Annotated in this window: 15 protein-coding genes; 6 read left to right on the top strand and 9 right to left on the bottom strand. The window is 35.6% G+C overall.

The features are described from left to right. Nucleotides 1–80 precede the first annotated feature (80 nt). The 3 genes from purM to ACM9HF_RS06240 all read left to right on the top strand — a co-directional run bounded on the left by purM (nucleotide 81) and on the right by ACM9HF_RS06240 (nucleotide 2,616). Nucleotides 81–1,127 carry a phosphoribosylformylglycinamidine cyclo-ligase gene (gene purM / locus ACM9HF_RS06230; RefSeq protein ID WP_473615808.1) on the top strand — a complete coding sequence of 349 codons (1,047 nt, stop codon included), beginning with the start codon at nucleotides 81–83 and terminating at the stop codon, nucleotides 1,125–1,127. A gap of 6 nt (nucleotides 1,128–1,133) precedes the next feature. Next, nucleotides 1,134–1,778 carry a phosphoribosylglycinamide formyltransferase gene (gene purN, locus ACM9HF_RS06235; RefSeq protein WP_473615813.1) on the top strand — a complete coding sequence of 215 codons (645 nt, stop codon included), beginning with the start codon at nucleotides 1,134–1,136 and terminating at the stop codon, nucleotides 1,776–1,778. A 76-nt stretch (nucleotides 1,779–1,854) separates the two neighbouring features. Further along, nucleotides 1,855–2,616 (top strand): DUF3108 domain-containing protein, encoded by a 762-nt coding sequence (locus ACM9HF_RS06240; RefSeq protein ID WP_473615816.1) that lies wholly within the window; start codon nucleotides 1,855–1,857, stop codon nucleotides 2,614–2,616. A gap of 147 nt (nucleotides 2,617–2,763) precedes the next feature. On the opposite strand, the gene ACM9HF_RS06245 is transcribed toward ACM9HF_RS06240, so the two are convergent. Then, nucleotides 2,764–3,552: a class II glutamine amidotransferase gene (locus tag ACM9HF_RS06245; protein WP_473615820.1), complete on the bottom strand. Its 789-nt coding sequence runs from the start codon at nucleotides 3,550–3,552 to the stop codon at nucleotides 2,764–2,766. Nucleotides 3,553–3,684: 132 nt separating this feature from the next. On the opposite strand from ACM9HF_RS06245, the gene fadE reads away from it, so the two are divergent. Then, the gene (fadE, locus tag ACM9HF_RS06250) at nucleotides 3,685–6,105 is read left to right on the top strand and encodes an acyl-CoA dehydrogenase FadE (RefSeq protein ID WP_473615823.1); all 2,421 of its coding nucleotides are present in this window, start codon (nucleotides 3,685–3,687) and stop codon (nucleotides 6,103–6,105) included. 67 nt (nucleotides 6,106–6,172) lie between these two features. Here fadE and ACM9HF_RS06255 read toward each other — a convergent pair whose 3' ends face one another. From ACM9HF_RS06255 to ACM9HF_RS06275, 5 genes are all read right to left on the bottom strand, one after another. Further along, nucleotides 6,173–7,654 carry a sensor histidine kinase gene (locus ACM9HF_RS06255; protein ID WP_473615827.1) on the bottom strand — a complete coding sequence of 494 codons (1,482 nt, stop codon included), beginning with the start codon at nucleotides 7,652–7,654 and terminating at the stop codon, nucleotides 6,173–6,175. A gap of 11 nt (nucleotides 7,655–7,665) precedes the next feature. Next, a complete protein-coding gene (locus ACM9HF_RS06260) occupies nucleotides 7,666–8,376 on the bottom strand; it encodes a response regulator (protein ID WP_473615831.1) in 711 nt (236 codons plus the stop codon). A gap of 57 nt (nucleotides 8,377–8,433) precedes the next feature. Then, nucleotides 8,434–9,168 carry a spondin domain-containing protein gene (locus ACM9HF_RS06265; protein WP_473618262.1) on the bottom strand — a complete coding sequence of 245 codons (735 nt, stop codon included), beginning with the start codon at nucleotides 9,166–9,168 and terminating at the stop codon, nucleotides 8,434–8,436. A 9-nt stretch (nucleotides 9,169–9,177) separates the two neighbouring features. Then, nucleotides 9,178–9,879: a spondin domain-containing protein gene (locus ACM9HF_RS06270; protein WP_473615835.1), complete on the bottom strand. Its 702-nt coding sequence runs from the start codon at nucleotides 9,877–9,879 to the stop codon at nucleotides 9,178–9,180. A gap of 247 nt (nucleotides 9,880–10,126) precedes the next feature. Next, a complete protein-coding gene (locus tag ACM9HF_RS06275; RefSeq protein WP_473615838.1) occupies nucleotides 10,127–10,726 on the bottom strand; it encodes a hypothetical protein in 600 nt (199 codons plus the stop codon). 368 nt (nucleotides 10,727–11,094) lie between these two features. Here ACM9HF_RS06275 and ACM9HF_RS06280 point away from each other — a divergent pair, with 368 nt between their 5' ends. Next, nucleotides 11,095–11,460 carry a hypothetical protein gene (locus tag ACM9HF_RS06280; RefSeq protein WP_473615842.1) on the top strand — a complete coding sequence of 122 codons (366 nt, stop codon included), beginning with the start codon at nucleotides 11,095–11,097 and terminating at the stop codon, nucleotides 11,458–11,460. A 4-nt stretch (nucleotides 11,461–11,464) separates the two neighbouring features. Here ACM9HF_RS06280 and ACM9HF_RS06285 read toward each other — a convergent pair whose 3' ends face one another. Continuing rightward, nucleotides 11,465–13,144 carry an ABC transporter ATP-binding protein gene (locus ACM9HF_RS06285; protein WP_473615847.1) on the bottom strand — a complete coding sequence of 560 codons (1,680 nt, stop codon included), beginning with the start codon at nucleotides 13,142–13,144 and terminating at the stop codon, nucleotides 11,465–11,467. A 232-nt stretch (nucleotides 13,145–13,376) separates the two neighbouring features. On the opposite strand from ACM9HF_RS06285, the gene ACM9HF_RS06290 reads away from it, so the two are divergent. Beyond that, entirely contained in the window at nucleotides 13,377–14,468 is a 1,092-nt protein-coding gene (locus ACM9HF_RS06290) for an OmpA family protein (protein ID WP_473615852.1), read from the top strand. A gap of 172 nt (nucleotides 14,469–14,640) precedes the next feature. Here ACM9HF_RS06290 and ligA read toward each other — a convergent pair whose 3' ends face one another. Both ligA and zipA read right to left on the bottom strand, forming a co-directional pair. Beyond that, nucleotides 14,641–16,701: an NAD-dependent DNA ligase LigA gene (gene ligA, locus ACM9HF_RS06295; RefSeq protein ID WP_473615855.1), complete on the bottom strand. Its 2,061-nt coding sequence runs from the start codon at nucleotides 16,699–16,701 to the stop codon at nucleotides 14,641–14,643. A 128-nt stretch (nucleotides 16,702–16,829) separates the two neighbouring features. Beyond that, nucleotides 16,830–18,065, bottom strand: a complete 1,236-nt coding sequence (zipA, locus tag ACM9HF_RS06300; RefSeq protein ID WP_473615857.1) for a cell division protein ZipA — start codon at nucleotides 18,063–18,065, stop codon at nucleotides 16,830–16,832. Between the last annotated feature and the right edge of the window lie 3 nt (nucleotides 18,066–18,068).

Raw genomic sequence — 18,068 nt, forward strand, 5'->3', positions numbered from 1 at the left:
TAAAGATTTTAACCAAGCGTTAGCGCTGGTAGAATATGCGCCATTAACATCCCATTAGTAATTTTATTGAGGTCCCCACTGTGAGTGAACAAAAACAATCCCTAAGCTATAAAGATGCTGGCGTTGATATTGATGCAGGTAACGCGCTTGTTGAAAATATCAAAGGTGCCGTTAAACGCACTACCCGTCCAGAAGTTATGGGTGGCTTAGGCGGATTTGGCTCTGTATGTCAAATTCCTACAGGTTACAAAGAGCCTGTAATGGTTGCTGGCACAGACGGTGTTGGTACTAAATTACGTTTAGCGATTGATTTAAAGAAACACGATACTGTGGGTGTTGACCTTGTTGCTATGTGTGTAAATGACCTGATTGTTCAAGGTGCTGAACCGCTATTTTTCTTAGATTATTATGCAACCGACAAACTTGATGTTGAAGTAGCTTCAGCTGTAGTTTCAGGTATTGCAGACGGCTGTGTATTATCTGGATGTGCTCTAGTTGGCGGCGAAACAGCTGAAATGCCGGGTATGTATCACGCTGGTGATTACGATATTGCGGGTTTTTGTGTAGGTATAGCTGAAAAATCTCGTTTATTAGATGGTAGTGCTGTTGCTGCAGGCGACCAACTTATTGCTTTAGGTTCTTCGGGAGCTCATTCAAACGGTTATTCACTTATTCGTAAAGTGTTAGAAGTTAACAACACAGATACAAACGAGTTATTAAATGGTAAATCAATTGGCGATCATTTAATTGAACCCACTAAAATTTATGTAAAATCAGTTTTAGCTTTACTTAAAGAAGTTAACGTTCATGCGTTATCGCATATTACTGGTGGCGGTTTCTGGGAGAATATTCCACGAGTATTGCCTGAAAGTGCTCAAGCAAAAATCAATGAAAGTACTTGGGAATGGCCTGAAATTTTTAACTGGTTACAAGAAAACGGTAATATTACTACCCACGAAATGTACCGTACATTTAACTGTGGCGTAGGTATGATTATTGTAGTTCCAGCACAACAGCTAGACAAAAGTATTGAAATACTTAGCAATAACGGTGAAAAAGCTTGGCACATTGGTGAAATCACTGATTTACCAGCAGGTGAAGAACAAGTTATTATCAACAAAGGTTAATCATTAATGACTAGCCGAATTGTTGTTTTAATTTCTGGCAGCGGTACAAATTTGCAGGCAATTATAGACGCCTGCAAAACTAAAGGTTATCCAGGTAAAGTTGTGGGTGTTGTATCAAATATACCTACAGCTTACGGCCTAACCCGCGCTAAAGAAGCCAATATAGAAACCTCTACCTTATCGCATAAAGCATTTGATTCTAGAGAAGCCTACGATCAGTCATTAATTAAAGTGATTGATGGATATAATGCTGATGTTATTGTTCTCGCTGGTTTTATGAGAATTTTAACGCCTGCTTTTGTTCAACATTTTCGAGGAAAATTATTGAACATTCATCCATCTTTGTTGCCTAAGTACCAAGGCTTAAACACGCATCAGCGTGCTATTGATGCTGGCGACAATGAACATGGTGTTAGCGTACATTATGTTACAGAAGAGCTGGATGGTGGGCCTGTTATTTTACAAGCTAAAGTGCCTATTTTCGATGGTGACACAGCTGAAGATTTAGCAAGCCGAATACACGAACAAGAACATCGAATATATCCATTAGTAGTAAAATGGTGTTGTTTGAAACGCGTAGTTATGCAAGGCGAAAAAGCATTATTTGATGGTGATATCATTCCAACATCAGGTTATGCTAGCGAAGAATAGCTAATGCTTAATTTGATTGATGCAGTTTTACTTAAAAACACACAATAAAAAGTGAAACTGCATTAAAGGAATATATATGTTAAAACCGCTTTATCAATGTATTGTTTTATTTTCTGTATCTTCATTTACTTGGGCTCAATCTACGCCTGCTTTAAACTCTCCTGAGAATCTAACTCAAGCATCTCAAACTCTTATTGCCCCTTTCAGTGCTGAATACAATATTATTCACAAATCAAAAAAAGTGGGTACTGGTATCAGAAAATTAGAGAAACTCGCCGATAATACCTATCGTTATAGTTATAAAACCGATATTGAATGGTTAATTTTTGATGATAAACGAACTGAAGAATCTACTATAACATTAGTAAATAATCATGTTACTCCAACCCATTATCAATATTATCGTGAAGGAACAGGTCGAGATAAGTCTTATGAATGGAGTTATGATGTTGCAAATAATACAGCTAAAAATATAAAAGAAAATAAAACACTTTCTGTCGAGTTTACTGAAAATATTCAAGACAGCTTGAGCTATCATTTACAACACCGACTAAATTTAATTAAAAACCCTAAACAACAACACTTTGTTTATCCTGTTATAAAATCGTCAGGTAGCATTCATAATTATGTTTATGAATATGATGGTGAAGAAGATGTTATGTTGCCATACGGTTTAGTTAAAACTATTAAATTAAAAAGAGAAGTGGTTGAGAAAGAGCGAACAACTTACGCATGGTTTGCTCCAGAACTCAATTATTTACTGGTACGTCTTTATCAGGTTAAAGGTGGTACTGAACAATTTGAAGCACAATTAACATCAGTTACTATAACTAAATAATTAAACAACCTGAGCTCGGTTTAATAAATGTTATTCTAGCTAAATTTTTAATATTTATTTTTCAAGGGGTTAACTGTTTTTCAAACCAAGATCAGGTTAAATAAATAAAGTGTAGTGAATAACTTCACTACACTTAAATAATTGGTATTACTTCACGGTTTCACTACTCGCAATAGAACATCCTAGCTTAAATAACTGCCACTGCCCTTTTGACATTTTCTGCCACTCTTCATTATTAGTCAGTGGTTGTGTAGCAATAACCGTCACAATATCTTTATCAGTGGTTTCATGATTAAAATTTACCTCCATCTCAGCGTCTATTAAACTTGCTTTGCCAAAAGGTGCTTTGCGCGTTATCCAGTGTAAATTATTTGAACAATAGGCAAATAAGCATTCACCATTAGTAATTATAATATTAAAAACACCATATTCATTTAATTGCTCGCTTAACTCCGCAATATAACGAAATAATTCAACATCATCAGGTTGCTTATCTTTATACTTTATATGTATTTGATCCAACAACCAGCAAAAAGCAAATTCACTATCCGTTTCACCTACAGGTATATGATATTTAACATTAAGTTTGTTATGTACATCTTGTAGCTGACCATTATGGGCATAAGTCCAATGTCGCCCCCAGATTTGACGTGTATAAGGATGCGTATTTTCTAAACTTATCCCCCCTGAATTTGCCTGCCTGATATGACATACAACAGATTGACTTTTAATGGGGTATTCTGTCACCAACTTAGCAATGGGAGATGCTGCGCTTGGTAAAGGGTCTTTAAAGCTCCTACAGCCCTTACCTTCATAAAATGTAATACCCCATCCATCTTTATGTGGACCGGTATTTCCCCCCCTTTGCATTAGCCCGCTAAAGCTAAAACAAATATCAGTAGGTACATTAGCCGACATGGCTAAAAGTTCGCACAAAATAAACACTCCTTACAGCATAAAAATGAACTAAAATAATAAATATAAGATTAAGTTTTCGAAAATTGCTTTGTAAAAGCAAGAGATTATGTTTACCTAGCATATATAACATTAAAAATTTAGGAAGATTATATGGAATTTTTCACTTGGATAATAATTGCCATCTCGCTTTGTATATTTATGGCCTATAACAGAGCTTCACTATCAACGTTTACGCTATCATTTGCCACCTTAATGGCCATAGGTACCTTTGCGGATATAGTCACCTTTATAGGCTGGTTCTTATTCGCTATTGTAGCATTACCTCTTAATTTAGCCCAAGTAAGAAAAGAATACATAAGTGCTCCCCTACTTAAAATATTTAAGGGCATTATGCCTGAAATGTCTCAAACCGAACAAGAAGCGATTGATGCGGGAACAACTTGGTTTGAAGCTGAACTATTCAAAGGCAAGCCTGATTGGAACAAGCTACATAATTATCCACAACCTAGATTAAGTGCAGAAGAGTTAGCTTTTTTAAACGGCCCTGTTGAAGAAATATGCTCTATGGTAAATGACTGGGAAGTAACTCATGAACTTGCCGATCTTTCACCGGAAGTTTGGCAATACATGAAAGACAATAAGTTTTTTGCCATGATCATCAAAAAAGAATTTGGTGGTTTAGACTTTAGTGCTTTCGCACAATCACGAGTATTACAAAAACTGTCTTCTGTCAGTTCTGTTCTTGCAAGCACCGTTGGAGTACCCAACTCTTTAGGGCCAGCAGAGCTGTTACAACACTATGGAACAAAAGAACAACAAGATTACTATTTACCACGTTTAGCTACAGGCGAAGAAATACCGTGTTTTGCTTTAACAAGCCCTGAAGCAGGTTCAGACGCCAGCTCCATTCCAGATTTTGGCGTAGTCTGTAAAGGACAATTTGACGGGGAAGAAGTACTAGGCATGAAGCTAACATGGGACAAACGTTATATAACCTTAGCTCCCGTAGCAACCGTATTAGGTTTAGCTTTTAAACTACAAGATCCTGAGCACTTACTTGGTGAAGAAGAAGATTTAGGTATCACTTGTGCCCTTATCCCTACTGATATTGAAGGTGTTATAACAGGCCGTAGACATTTTCCATTGAATATTCCTTTTCATAATGGTCCAACGCAAGGTAACGAAGTTTTTGTACCATTAGATTTTATTATTGGCGGCGCAGAAATGGCAGGCCAAGGCTGGCGTATGCTGGTTGAATGTTTATCGGTAGGTAGAGCAATAACCCTACCTTCAAACAGTACTGGCGGCGTTAAATCTTTGGCTTTAGCCACAGGGGCTTACGCAAGAATTAGACGTCAATTCAAACTACCTATTGGTAAAATGGAAGGTATTCACGAACCTTTAGCCCGCATTGGCGGTAATGCTTATTTAATGGATGCCGTAACCACAATGTCTACTGGCGCGATTGATTTAGGCGAAAAACCTTCAGTTATTTCAGCTATTGCCAAATACCATCTGACAGAAAAAATGCGTCAATGTGTATCAGATTCAATGGATATACATGGCGGTAAAGGTATTTGTATGGGAAAAAGTAACTATGTTGCTAGAAATTACCAAGGTGCTCCTATCGCGATTACCGTAGAAGGTGCAAACATATTAACGCGTAGTATGATTATCTACGGGCAAGGAGCAATCCGTTGTCACCCTTATGTTTTAGCTGAAATAGCAGCAACCCAGAATGAAGATGAAATTCAGGCGTTAGACGACTTCGATCATGCCTTTTTTGGTCATGTGGGCTTTTCTATCAGTAACATTTGTCGTAGCTTATGGTTTTCATTTACCGGAGCACGATTACAACGAACACCTTTTAACGATGAAACAACGCGTTATTATCAACTACTCAACCGTTTTAGCGCAAACCTTGCCATGTTGTCAGATATTTCAATGGTAACTTTAGGTGGCGAATTAAAAAGAAAAGAACGCATTTCAGCTAGATTAGGTGATGTACTTAGCTATTTATATTTAGCGTCTGCAACCCTTAAACGTTACAACGATGAAGGCCGTAACATAGAAGATTTCCCATTAGTAAAATGGGCACTTGAAGATAGTTTATTTAAAATACAAGAAGCAATAAACGACCTTATAAGTAACTTTCCGAATACAGCCGCTAAAGTCTTTTTACAATGTACCATCTTCCCTCTGGGTACTTGGTTACAAAAACCTTCAGATATTACCGACCAAGAAGTCGCAGAAATATTACAAACACCAAGCGAAACAAGAACAAGGCTAGGTAAGTGGCAATATTTAAAACGAGATCCTGCATTTCCAATGGGGCAATTAGAACAAACTTTAGAAGATATTATTGCATGTGAACCTATTTACACTAAGGCGTGTAAAGGGCTTGATAAGTACCTACCTTTTTATAAATTAAATTTAGTTGCTGAAGAAGCTCTAGCAGCAGGCGTGATCACTCAAGAAGAAGCTGATTTACTCTGTAGAGCTGAAATAGGAAGAAAAATAGCTATTGATGTTGATGATTTTGCATCTGAAGAGCTATGTATTAAAAACTAAATACGGGTAATAAATAATTAAAAATGCAGCTGAAGCTGCATTTTTTTTGAGAATCAAAAGCTAAAATTTATGTTGTTACATTCTTTAAATTAAGAGAAAAAGAAGTACCCTCACCTAATTGGCTATGTACTCTAATTTCACATTTCAATAATGCAAGTAATTTTTGAGTGATTGCTAACCCTAAACCTGCATGTCTGCTCTCGCCTTCAATAGCATTACTGGCTCGATATCTTGCATCAAAAATATACGCGATTTCTTCAGCCTTAATACCCGTACCATTATCTTTTACAGTTAAGTAGCATTGCCCATCATTAACGTCAGAGGTTTCTAACACAATACTTCCTCCATTTGGCGTATGCCGTAACGCATTATCTATTAAATTACTTAATACACGTTCTAACTTACCAATATCGCTATACACTTGAATATGGGAAAACTCAGGAATAATACTAAGTTTTATATTAAGTGTTTCTGCTTTTAGCTGAAACTTAGCCGCTACATCATATAAAAGTTCAGTTAAATTAAAGTTTTCTAAATTCATTGACACTTGCCCGCCTTCTAAGTGAGCTAATTCAAAAATTTGATCAATTAACATTTTTAACTGACTTGAATTTTTTAATGCTGTTCGAATGAATTGATCACGATCATCACTGCTTATTGAATCCCCTTTAATCGCAATAGTTTCAATATAACCTTGTAATGATGCCAGCGGTGTTCTTAAATCATGAGAAATATCAGCTAACAGCTCTCTTCTATGTATATCGGTTTGTTTCAATTGTTCTATTTGATCATTAATTTGCTCAACCATTTCATGAAATACACTACCTAGCTGGTGAACTTCATTTTGACTATTGTGCATCCACGAGTGTAATTTAACTTTAGATTTATCAAAATTACTTGATTTTAATGCCCTCATCTCGGACATTAAACGGCACAATGGACTCGTAAAGTATCGAAATAACCCTAACATAATGACAAATAAAAATAATAACGCGACAACAGCAAATACTATAGACAACTCAGCTTGACGAGTACCTTGATGTTCGTTATAGGCAGAGTCATAACGTTCTCCAGCGACAATAACATACAAATAACCTTGCAATTGTGTTCCGTTAAATACTGGTGCAGCTGAAAAAACTTTTTTACGTGTTAAATGACGAGGATCATCACCATAAATAGGTAAAGGTGCTTTATTTCGAGTTAATTGAATTAAAGGCACTAAGTCAACTTTTTTTCTCTTAATTAAAGAGTCATCAATCGAATGTGTTAATAAATTACCTTGCGGATCAACAAAATAAAACTCAAAGCCTGGCCCTAATATCATAAGCGTATGAAATAAGTTCTCTAGTGCGTCATGATCATACACACCCTGTTGTAGCAAAGGGTTATCTCTTGCTAAATTTGCCGCTAACGACAAATGTAGTTGCTGCTCAGATTCATAACGTGTGTTTTGCTCAACTTGTTGTGACCAAAAATAAAACACAAAAGCAATGGCAATGAACACACCAAATAATGACAATGAAAGTCGTTGGTACAACGATAACTTCATATTCTTACACCTTAACTTACGCCTTGTTTACAAAACTTATAACCAACCCCCCATACTGTTTGTACTATTTCAGGGGCAGTTGCATCTTTTTCTACTTTACTTCTTAAACGATTAATATGTGAATTAACCGTATGCTCATAGCCACTATGATGATAACCCCACACAGAACTTAATAACTGAGAACGAGAAAATACTTGTTCTGGGTGAGATGCTAAATACAGTAATAAATCATACTCTGTTGACGTTAACTCTAATTCTTTACCTGCTAACGTTGTTCTATGAGACAAATGATCTATTTGTAAGTGACCCACTTTCAAACACTGTTCAGGCTCTGGTGCTTGCTGCATATTGCTTAGTAGATGCGCGCGTCTTAATAAACTTCTGACTCGTGCTTGTAGCTCTCTTACACTAAAAGGTTTAGTCATATAATCATCAGCGCCTAATTCTAAGCCTAACACTCTATCTATTTCAGAATCACGCGATGTCACCATTAAAATAGCTTGCTCAGGCTTTTTCTCTCGTAACTGCCTACAAACATCTAAACCTGACATGCCGGGTAACATCACATCAAGAATAATCACATCATAATTGTTGGCTAAAGCAAGCTCTAATGCACGTTCGCCTGTTAAGCTGTGTTCAACATTTAATGATAGTTCTTCTAAATTTACTCTTATTAAATCAGCTATATCTTGTTCGTCTTCAACAACCAAAATGTTATCCATTTGGCGATCCTTGATCATTAAAAAGAGAGGCTGCAACGACACAACCTCTCTTTAACACTATTCTACCCGTGTAATAGTGATGCTTAATGTCGGATTATCGAATCGATGATCTTGTGTTAATACTGACTGAGTTAAGCCATCATCTTTACTAACAACACCTGGATGCATCGCAACATAATCAACGTCATCTCGCACTTCGTTGTATCCCTCTCCGCCAGCAGCAGGACCTGGGATAGTTGCCATCAGTTCACTATTTTTCTCGGTACCTGAGTCATATGAACTTGTTAATAAGGAAATACTTTCGTTTACAGCTAAATTACTTATATCTTTTGCTGTTATACCAGTAAAAGCGTCGTTTGTATTAACTAACATAGTGGCAATAGAAATACTGCTTGGCATAGTGTCTTCAATACTAACAGTAATGGTTTCACTCATACCTGGAGGTAATGGAGATACGCCACTTTTACCTGATAACACCATAGTTTCGCTAAGTACAGCTGAATTATCACCACTCTCTGCAAGGTTCTCTAACGCAATAGAAGCTGGCATACCTATTTCCCAAAGCTTGCCTTCATTATGTAAAACAACAGCAACAGGTGACATAGGTTGTGCTGTGGTCAAATTAACCACTTTAACTGTATATTCATAACTTACTGGAGTGGGTGCCGGAACTACCGGTGGCTCAGGTGTTACTGCTTTATTATCATTATCACTACCACAAGCACTGACTAAAAGACTTAAGGCTATAGCCGCTGATAACGACGCTTTTTTATATGTGTTAGATGAAATCATCATAACCCCCTACTTCACTACGATAGTAACGGAAGCAACAGGGTTCAACCAACGATGTACTGTATTATCAACATCACTTGTGCCACCTGTTAAATCATCATCACCTAAATTACCACGATGTACATGAACCGTTGTATTGGCTTCTACAGATGTAACACCTGTTCCACCTGTACCTGCATTACCGCCCGGTGCTGCCGGAATGCCAGGAGCACCAGGAGCTCCCGACCCCATTACAACGAGCTCATTGTTAGCTTCTGTACCTGCATCATAAGCATTTAACATAACTTTGTAAGTTCCCGCTTCACTTGGAATTTTCCAACCGTTTAAAGCAACAAAAGCATCGTTAGTAGGAAGTAACATGCTAGCAATCGATAAATACATATTACCGTCTGCCGTATCAAGCATAGCAGTAGTTGATTGAGATGGAGCTAATAAACCGCCAGCAGGATTTTCAACCATGTCAGCATTAACGCCTGCTAACATGGTAGATAAACCAGAAATATCGCCACCTTCGGCCATTGCTTGTAACTCAGGAGAAGCAGTTTCACCTAATTTATATAAAGAAGCATCGGCAGTATGAGCTGCAATAATAAGAGGGGTATAATGCATACCTTGAGTAAGGTTTGTTACAGTAACTTCTAATTGTTGTGCGTTAACAGCAACACTTGATGTTGCAAGCATTAATGCCGCGATAGTTTTATTAAATTTCATTTTTTATCCTTGGTAACTGAAATAATTCAAGTTCAGTATGCAAGGAAAGTTTCGCGATGGCGTCACGAAGTTATCACAAAACCATCACATTTTACTTACGTTAAATTTTATAAATAACCTGAAATTTTTAAAGCCTAAAGCGGTTCACACAACAATACATGCGAGAAAGGAGAGATATGTGTTTAATGTAAATTAAACTTGAAAATAGAGTTGCATTAAAAGTAACTCTACTTGAAAGCCTTTATTCTTATAAGCCTTTGATTAGAGATGTTTCGTTTTTACTAACACCAAAAATATCTTTGGGTTTAAAACCTAAAGTTACGTGAAAATCTTTTGCTGGCAATACTAATAATTGTCTAAAGTATTGCGCTTCAGGCGATTGAGCCACAACAAAATAAGTCGCTTGATCTTCCTTTAGTACACGTCCAAGACCTAATAAAGACACAGAAAGCTTTTCACCAAAATTGATAGTTTTAGTTACCGCTTGAAGTTCGTAAGGATTAATTAATGTGACATGAAAAGTATGATGATCTCTTATTGCCTGCCTTTCTCTAAAGGATGAAAATTCATTACCTAATATATTTTTCATTTGCTGTAAGTATACCGACAAATCAGCCTTCGATACCTTGCCACCTACGTATTTAAGTCCTTGATTATCTGTTAATTCAACAACTTCTATTTGAATGTTTTTAATAAATCCCTCTTCAGCATTCATACTTAAATCTTCTTTTATTCGAGAAATTTTATGACTTATTCTTTCTTGCTCTTCTATTAATTCAACATTTTCGCTTTCTTGTTCTTCTATATAAACTAAATAATCAGCAATACTACTGGCCTTTACGCTCATTGAAGCTACCGTAAGTATTGAGAGACTAATTAGAATAAAATTATGTAAAAATTTCATTTTTATCTCCAGATAAAACACATTATTGAGATATTTTACCACTAACTTTGATTGTTTAAATACCACTTCACGGTTTCTTTTATTCTCGTTTCAAATAATTGCTGTGGTATAGGACAACCTATAACGTAACGTCGAGTGAGAGTAAGCTAACTTTTACATTATTTAAAAATGGATAACCTCATTAGATTTAACAATAAAATACAATGTAACCTCCATATCGAAGCATATTTTAGCTATACTGTAATATAACAATCACTTAATACCCATTTCATTAGTGAAGCTGGTAATAGATAGAAAATTAACTAAAACATATGAAGTATATGCTTACCCCAAATGTATTTAATCAAGTAGCTACTCTGTTATGGAATACACGATGGCGCTTATTACAGTGGAGTTTATTTAGTTTTATATTATTTATTGTATTGCAAAATCAAATAAGTTTAGCAACACCAAACATATTAGTGTGGCTGGCTTTATTTATACTATTTTTTGCTTTACAGGCGTTGGTGATAGCTTCATTTATTTTTTTCTTTAAAAACTTACCTTCTACAAAAGCTAAATCACAAAACTGGTTTACTTTTTATCGTATTATCGAATGGTGTGAAACTCTTATTTTTACTCTGCTTATTCCCTTTCCTACATTAATTTATTTATATATGTTGTTTCTATACCCGTAACCAATCAAAATTGAATAGGCACTAACTGTCCATTTTCAATCGTAACAACACGATCAGCTATTTCTGCTAAGTGCTTTTCATGCGTAACAATAATAACGGTTTGGTCTTGTAATAAAGTAGCGAGTTGTAAATTAAAATCTTCTTTACCTTCTTTATCAATCATGGAAGTCGGTTCATCTAGTAATAGAATTGAAGGTTTAGCAAGTAAAGCCCTAGCCAGTGAAATACGTTGGCGTTGCCCACCTGAGAGTAAAACACCATTTTCACCGACTTGTGTTTTATAGCCAGACTCTAATTCATTAATAAAAGTATGGGCACCGGCCTTAATAGCGACTTTTTCAATTTCTTCTTTAGTTGCTTGCGGATAACCGTAAGCTATATTGTCCATTATTGAACCATCACACAACGCAATATCTTGTGAAACAAATCCTATATACCTTCTTAATACGGACAAATTAATATCATTAATATTTGTATCACCAATAGTAATAATGCCTGTAGAAGGTTCTATAAAACGCATTAATAAATGTAAAACGGTTGTTTTTCCTTTACCGTTTTGTCCAACAATAACAACAGTTTCGCCTGATGCTATATCTATATTGACATTATTTAGTAAAATATCACTTGCTTCATAACTAAAACTAATATTTTTAAAGGAAATTTTATTGTTATGAATATCTTGCTCTAAATCACCTTTATCAATAGGCTCAGGCGATATATTAAAAACTTTGATTAATCGGGTAGACGCACCTAAAGCTTGCTGTGTTTGACCGTACAAATTAGCTAAAGCACTCATAGGCCGCGCAAAAAGAATTCCGTACATTAATAAGGTGATTAAGTCAGGCATTGATAACTTACCTGTTTGATAATGAATAGCGCTCACCACCACAACCACTAAAACACCAGACGTTACTAACAATTGAACTAAAGGAGATAAAATAGCTTGAATCTTCAATTGTTTTCTTCGTAACTCTTGAATTTTATAAGCATTATTTTTAAAGCGATCTGACTCTATATTTTCTCGAGAAAAAGCTTTAACTAATTTTATAACACCAAAGTTTTCGCTAGCGATGGCAACAGAATTTGCCTGACTTTGCACAATATCTTCAGTAAGCGGCTTTATACCTTTGCCTAAAATTTTTAAAACAATAAAAAATGCAGGAACCATTAGCATAATAATTAAGGTGATTGTTGGACTAATAGACGCCATAAGGATTAAAGCCCCTACTAGTATCAATAAGGAAGGTACTAAGCTGGTAATAACACCTGATAAAAAATGACTTAAAATACTTACATCGTTACTCAGTAATGCAAGAGTTTCACCTTTTTTATTATTATTAAAATACTTAACTGGCAGTACTTGGATATGATCATACAAGCGACAACTTAACTGTGTTAAGACTTGCGCGCCTATATAGTTAATTCGGTAAGTGGAGAAAAAACGAAGTACCGCTTGAATAGCAAATAATGACAACCAAATGAGTGCTATCCACTTGTAGCCAAAATCATAAATTGTATAGTTTTCTAACACGCTTTTAGAAAATTGCCCAGCAAACCACGGAACACTTAAACTAACTAGACTTTCTAACACCATTAAAATAATGACGAATAATAAGCCTTTTTTATATTGTTTAAGTAAAGAGAAAAAATAAAAGAAATTCATTTTCTGTGCTTTCGTATTCAAAAAATCATCCTGATCAACATAAAATTACTTGGTATCAAATAATACGCAATATAGTGGCTATAATATTAACCTAAATCAAAGTACAAATTCTTCTTTTGCATAAAGAAGATTTAAATTTATTATTTTCATCTATGTCATAACTAAAAAAGAACACGCTTTAAATGTAAATAATTTGTTAACAGCAAATATTATAGCTATAATCCATGCAATTATTTAAATAGGGAATTATTCCATGAAAAAATCAATTTTACGTAGCGCTATCGCCATAGCAATCTCTTCACTTTTTGCATCTACATCAGCTTTTGCTGCAGAACAACCAAATGCTGAAGATCTTGTAGGTAAGGCATATGCAGGTATTCACCTTCTACATATTGATACTGACAGCGAACGCTGGTTAACAAACAATCCATTATCTTCACTAAACAATGGTGACGGTTTTGGTGCTGAATTGGGTTACCGCCTAAATACAACAACTGAACTAAGATTAGGTTACAGCCATATTAATTTAGATGCTAAACATGGTGGCTTTGCTAAACCAGATTCTTCAAATATTGCTTTTGACGTTTTGTATTTTCCAACAGAGCAAAACTTTTATTTAGTAGCAGGTTTAAGTGAATTAGATATTGTTGAATCTAAATTATCATCTAACCTAGGTTTAGGTTACCGCCATTACCTAAGTGAAAAAACAGCGCTTTACTTTGAAACAAAAGCTCATTACCAATTTGATGAATACTATGATGATTTTTCAGCACAACTAGGTTTTACTTACTTCTTTGGCGAATCTAAAAAATCTAAACCCGCTAAAAAAGAAATGAAAGCTGCTGAAGTCATGCCAGCTAAAGCTGCTGTAATGTTAGATGCAGACAACGACGGTGTTGCTGATGCGAAAGATCAATGTAAAAACACACCTCTTGTAGATAAAGTTGATGAAGTTGGCTGTACTATTTTTATGGAGGATGTGGCTTCAATTAATTTATTAATTAACTTTGATAATAACAATGCAGTGATTAAGCCTCAGTATTTTGAAAAAATTAAAGAAGTTGCTGAATTCTTAAAAACATATAAATCTGTAAATGTAGTTATTGAAGGCCATGCTTCTGCTCCTGGTAACGACGCATTAAACAAAACATTATCTCAATTACGTGCTAACGCAGTAGTAGATATGCTTATAAATAAACATGGTATAGATGCCGATAGACTATCTGCTGTTGGATATGGTGAAGAGCGTTTATTAAATAAAGCAACGACTAGAGCGGCTAATGCTGAAAACCGTAGAATAGTAGCTACTATGAGTGTTGACAAAAAAGTACCATTAAAGCGTTAATACAAGTAAATTAATTTACTGAGTTTAGGATCAATTTATCAACTATAACTGGACCTAAATTACAAAATATTTTAAAAGGCTAAACAATGTTTTAGCCTTTTTTATTTAAATGAATATACAGCCATTAATAATGAGTTCGAGCAAAAAACTAAGAATAAAGTTAGCATCCTCCTTAGAATTCTGAAATATTATTCTCTTTAAATAACTGAACTAACTCATCTTCAGTAAGTACTTCTACCCCTAAGTCTTGTGCTTTTGTTAGTTTAGAGCCGGCTTTCTCTCCAGCAACTAAATAATGCGTTTTAGCAGAAACACTACCTGAGACTTTAGCCCCTAAAGATTGTAAAGCAGCTTTAGCTTCGTTACGGCCCATTTGACTTAGCGTACCTGTTAAAACAAAGGTTTTATTAAGTAAAGGTTGCTCATCAGCAGCTGCGACTTTTATTTCAGGCCAACTCATAAAAGACGTTAAATCAGCAATCACTTCAATATTATGATCTTGCTTGAAAAATTGAATTATGTTTTTCGCCACAATTACACCTACGTCAGGTACCGACTGTAAGGTTTCTTCATCTGCATTTTTAAGCGCATCGAAGGTTAAAAAGTGATGAGCTAAGTTATTTGCTGTAGTTTCACCTACTTCTCGAATGCCTAACGAGTATATAAACTTAGGCAATGTGGTTTGCTTGGCTTTTTCCATACCCGCAATTAAGTTAGCCGCAGACTTTTGTCCCATACGCTCAAGCGTGCTAACACTTAATTCGGTTAATCTAAATAAATCTGCAGGTGTCGATATAAGCTTCTCATCCACTAATTGTTCAACTAACTTATCACCTAAACCGTCAATATCAATCGCTTTCCTTGAGGCAAAATGCTTTATTGCCTCTTTACGTTGTGCACCACAAAATAAACCACCGGTACACCTTAAAACAGCCTCGCCTTCAGCTTTTAATACAGCTGAATCACATACAGGGCAAGTTGTCGGAAATTGAATTTCGCGAGCATTATCAGGTCGTTTATCAATAACAACACTAACAATTTGAGGAATTACATCGCCTGCTCTTCTAATAATAACGGTATCGTTAATTTGTATTCCTAAACGATCAATTTCATCTTGGTTATGTAATGTTGCATTACTAACCGTTACACCACCAACAAAAACAGGCTTTAAACGTGCTACTGGCGTTATTGCACCTGTACGCCCTACTTGAAACTCTACATCTTCTAATACAGTTAATTCTTCTTGAGCAGGAAATTTATAGGCCATTGCCCAACGCGGTGCTTTAGCTACAAAGCCTAACTTTTGCTGAAGTAAAATGTCGTCAACTTTTAATACGGTACCGTCTATTTCGTAAGACAAACTTGAACGACTATTTAGTATATTTTGGTAAAATTCTTCGCATTCATCAGTATTTTTAAGCAATCTAACTTCTGGGCACATAGGTAAACCAAGCGCTTTAACTTGACATAATCGTTGGTGGTGAGAGTTTGATAACCATTGTGTGTTTTCATTGGCAACTCCGTCAATAAAGTCACCAACAAAACCTAAACCGTATGCATAAAAAGCTAAGTTACGCTTTGACGTTATTTTAGAATCAAGTTGTCTTAAACTACCTGCTGCTGCATTTCTAGGGTTAGCAAAAGTTTTTTCGCCTTTTTTAATGGCGTTTTCGTTAAGTTGTTCAAAGCTTGCTTTAGGCATAAAAACTTCGCCGCGCACTTCAATAATATCAGGGTAGTCATCCCCAGTAAGACGAAGTGGAATACTTTTAATAGTTCTTACGTTTTCTGTAATATTCTCGCCTGTAGCGCCATCACCACGGGTAGCCGCTTGAACAAGTACGCCATTTTCGTAACGTAGACTCACAGCTAAACCATCTAATTTAGGTTCCGCACAAATTTTTAGCGCTTTAGTGTTACCAATACGGTCTTGTAATCGTTTTACAAAAGCATCCCATTCTTCTTTTGAAAAAACATTATCAAGCGATAACATAGGTATTTGATGAGTAACTTGTGTGAAAACCTTAAGTGCTTCTCCTCCTACTTTTTGGCTAGGAGAATCCATTTTTTTCAATTCAGGGTGTTCTGTCTCAATAGCAATCAATTCTTTCATTAATCTATCGTACTCAGCATCAGGAACACTCGGTTCATCTAATACGTAATATTGATTGTTGTATTTATTGATTAAGGTATGAAGCTCACTAATTCGCTGAGATAACTGAATATTTGACATAATAAAGGTGATAATTCACTTAAAGTTAAAAACAAAAAAGGCTCTATAAAATAGAACCCTATTATAACCAAGTTGATTAATTTATTATTCAACTTGGCATTACTTAAATTAGCATAGCATTACAAATTTTATGCTAATGCGATACGATTTTTTCTTTCAAATTCTCTAATTTTACTTATGTAATGTTGCTCTGTTTGTTTAGTCATAACACTACGTTTATCATCGAGAAGCTGCGCCCCAAACTCTACAGAAATTTGTTTAGCTGCTCCTAGCATATGCTCAAAAACTTCAAATGCGTCACCCGCGTTAGGTAAGGTCATAAATAATGTTACCCCACAGGTTGTGAAGTTTTCTAAAGCATCTAAGTCGAAAGTTCCTGGGTTCATAATATTAGCTAGACTAAAGGTTACTTTACCATTACCGGCACTATCTTGATGACGATGAAAAATATCCATATCGCCGTAGCGTAACCCCAAAGTTAGCAAGGTAGGCAGTAACGCTGCACCAGAAATTACTTCTCCTTGAGGCATAACAACAGAAACCACTAAAACTTCAGGTTCAAGTGGCTCTCTTTTCATTTGTTTTTCAGCGGTTACAGGTTCATCAATTGCTGACATAGATGGCATATCACCTGTATCGACAGGGTCACCAAAATTCAATTCAATTTGATTACGCTTAACAGCTTCTTTTTTAGTGATAGGTGCTTTCTTTTTAACTTTAGGTTTAGCTGTAGTAATAACCTCTTTAGCTTGAGGTTTTGGTTGTGTAATAGGCGTATCGTATAACGGCTTATCTATAACCACCGGTTTTTTAACAGGTTCTTCTAAGTTTTCATTATTAAATAAATCAGGGTTTTCTGTTACGCCGTAGTCAAAATCGACAATATCGTCGCCAATATCTGTAGAACAGTCCTGCTCAGAGGTTCCTAGTTGCTCAATACCAGCGTCCGTTAAGCTAATATCAATTGAAGATGATTTAACTTTAGTTTCAGTCGTATCTATCGAGCTTGTTGTTAGCTGATCAGAAGGTTCGCTATAGTCAAAATCATCATTGACCAGCTCTGTATCAAGCGCACTATAACTAGGCTCTTTTTTAGCTGTAAAAGGCGTATTTTTTACTTCATTTTCATTAAGTGAATGGCTATCGCTTGGTGTTTTACTTCCAACCACGCGCGGTTTACTTACGCCATCTTGGTCAAAACCAGAACCGTCAAAACCTCTCTCAAGGGGTTCAATCGGTTCATTCGTTGCTTTTAATTTATAGGGGTTTTTATTTTTTCTTATCGTTATAAAACCATGTATAAAAATTACTGCAATAATAACAGCGCTTAGAATTATAAGGGTGTTTCTAAAATTGCCTTCCATTTT

Origin of the sequence: Colwellia sp. RE-S-Sl-9 (assembly GCF_048296855.1) — a bacterium.
Classification (GTDB): Bacteria; Pseudomonadota; Gammaproteobacteria; order Enterobacterales; family Alteromonadaceae; genus Pseudocolwellia.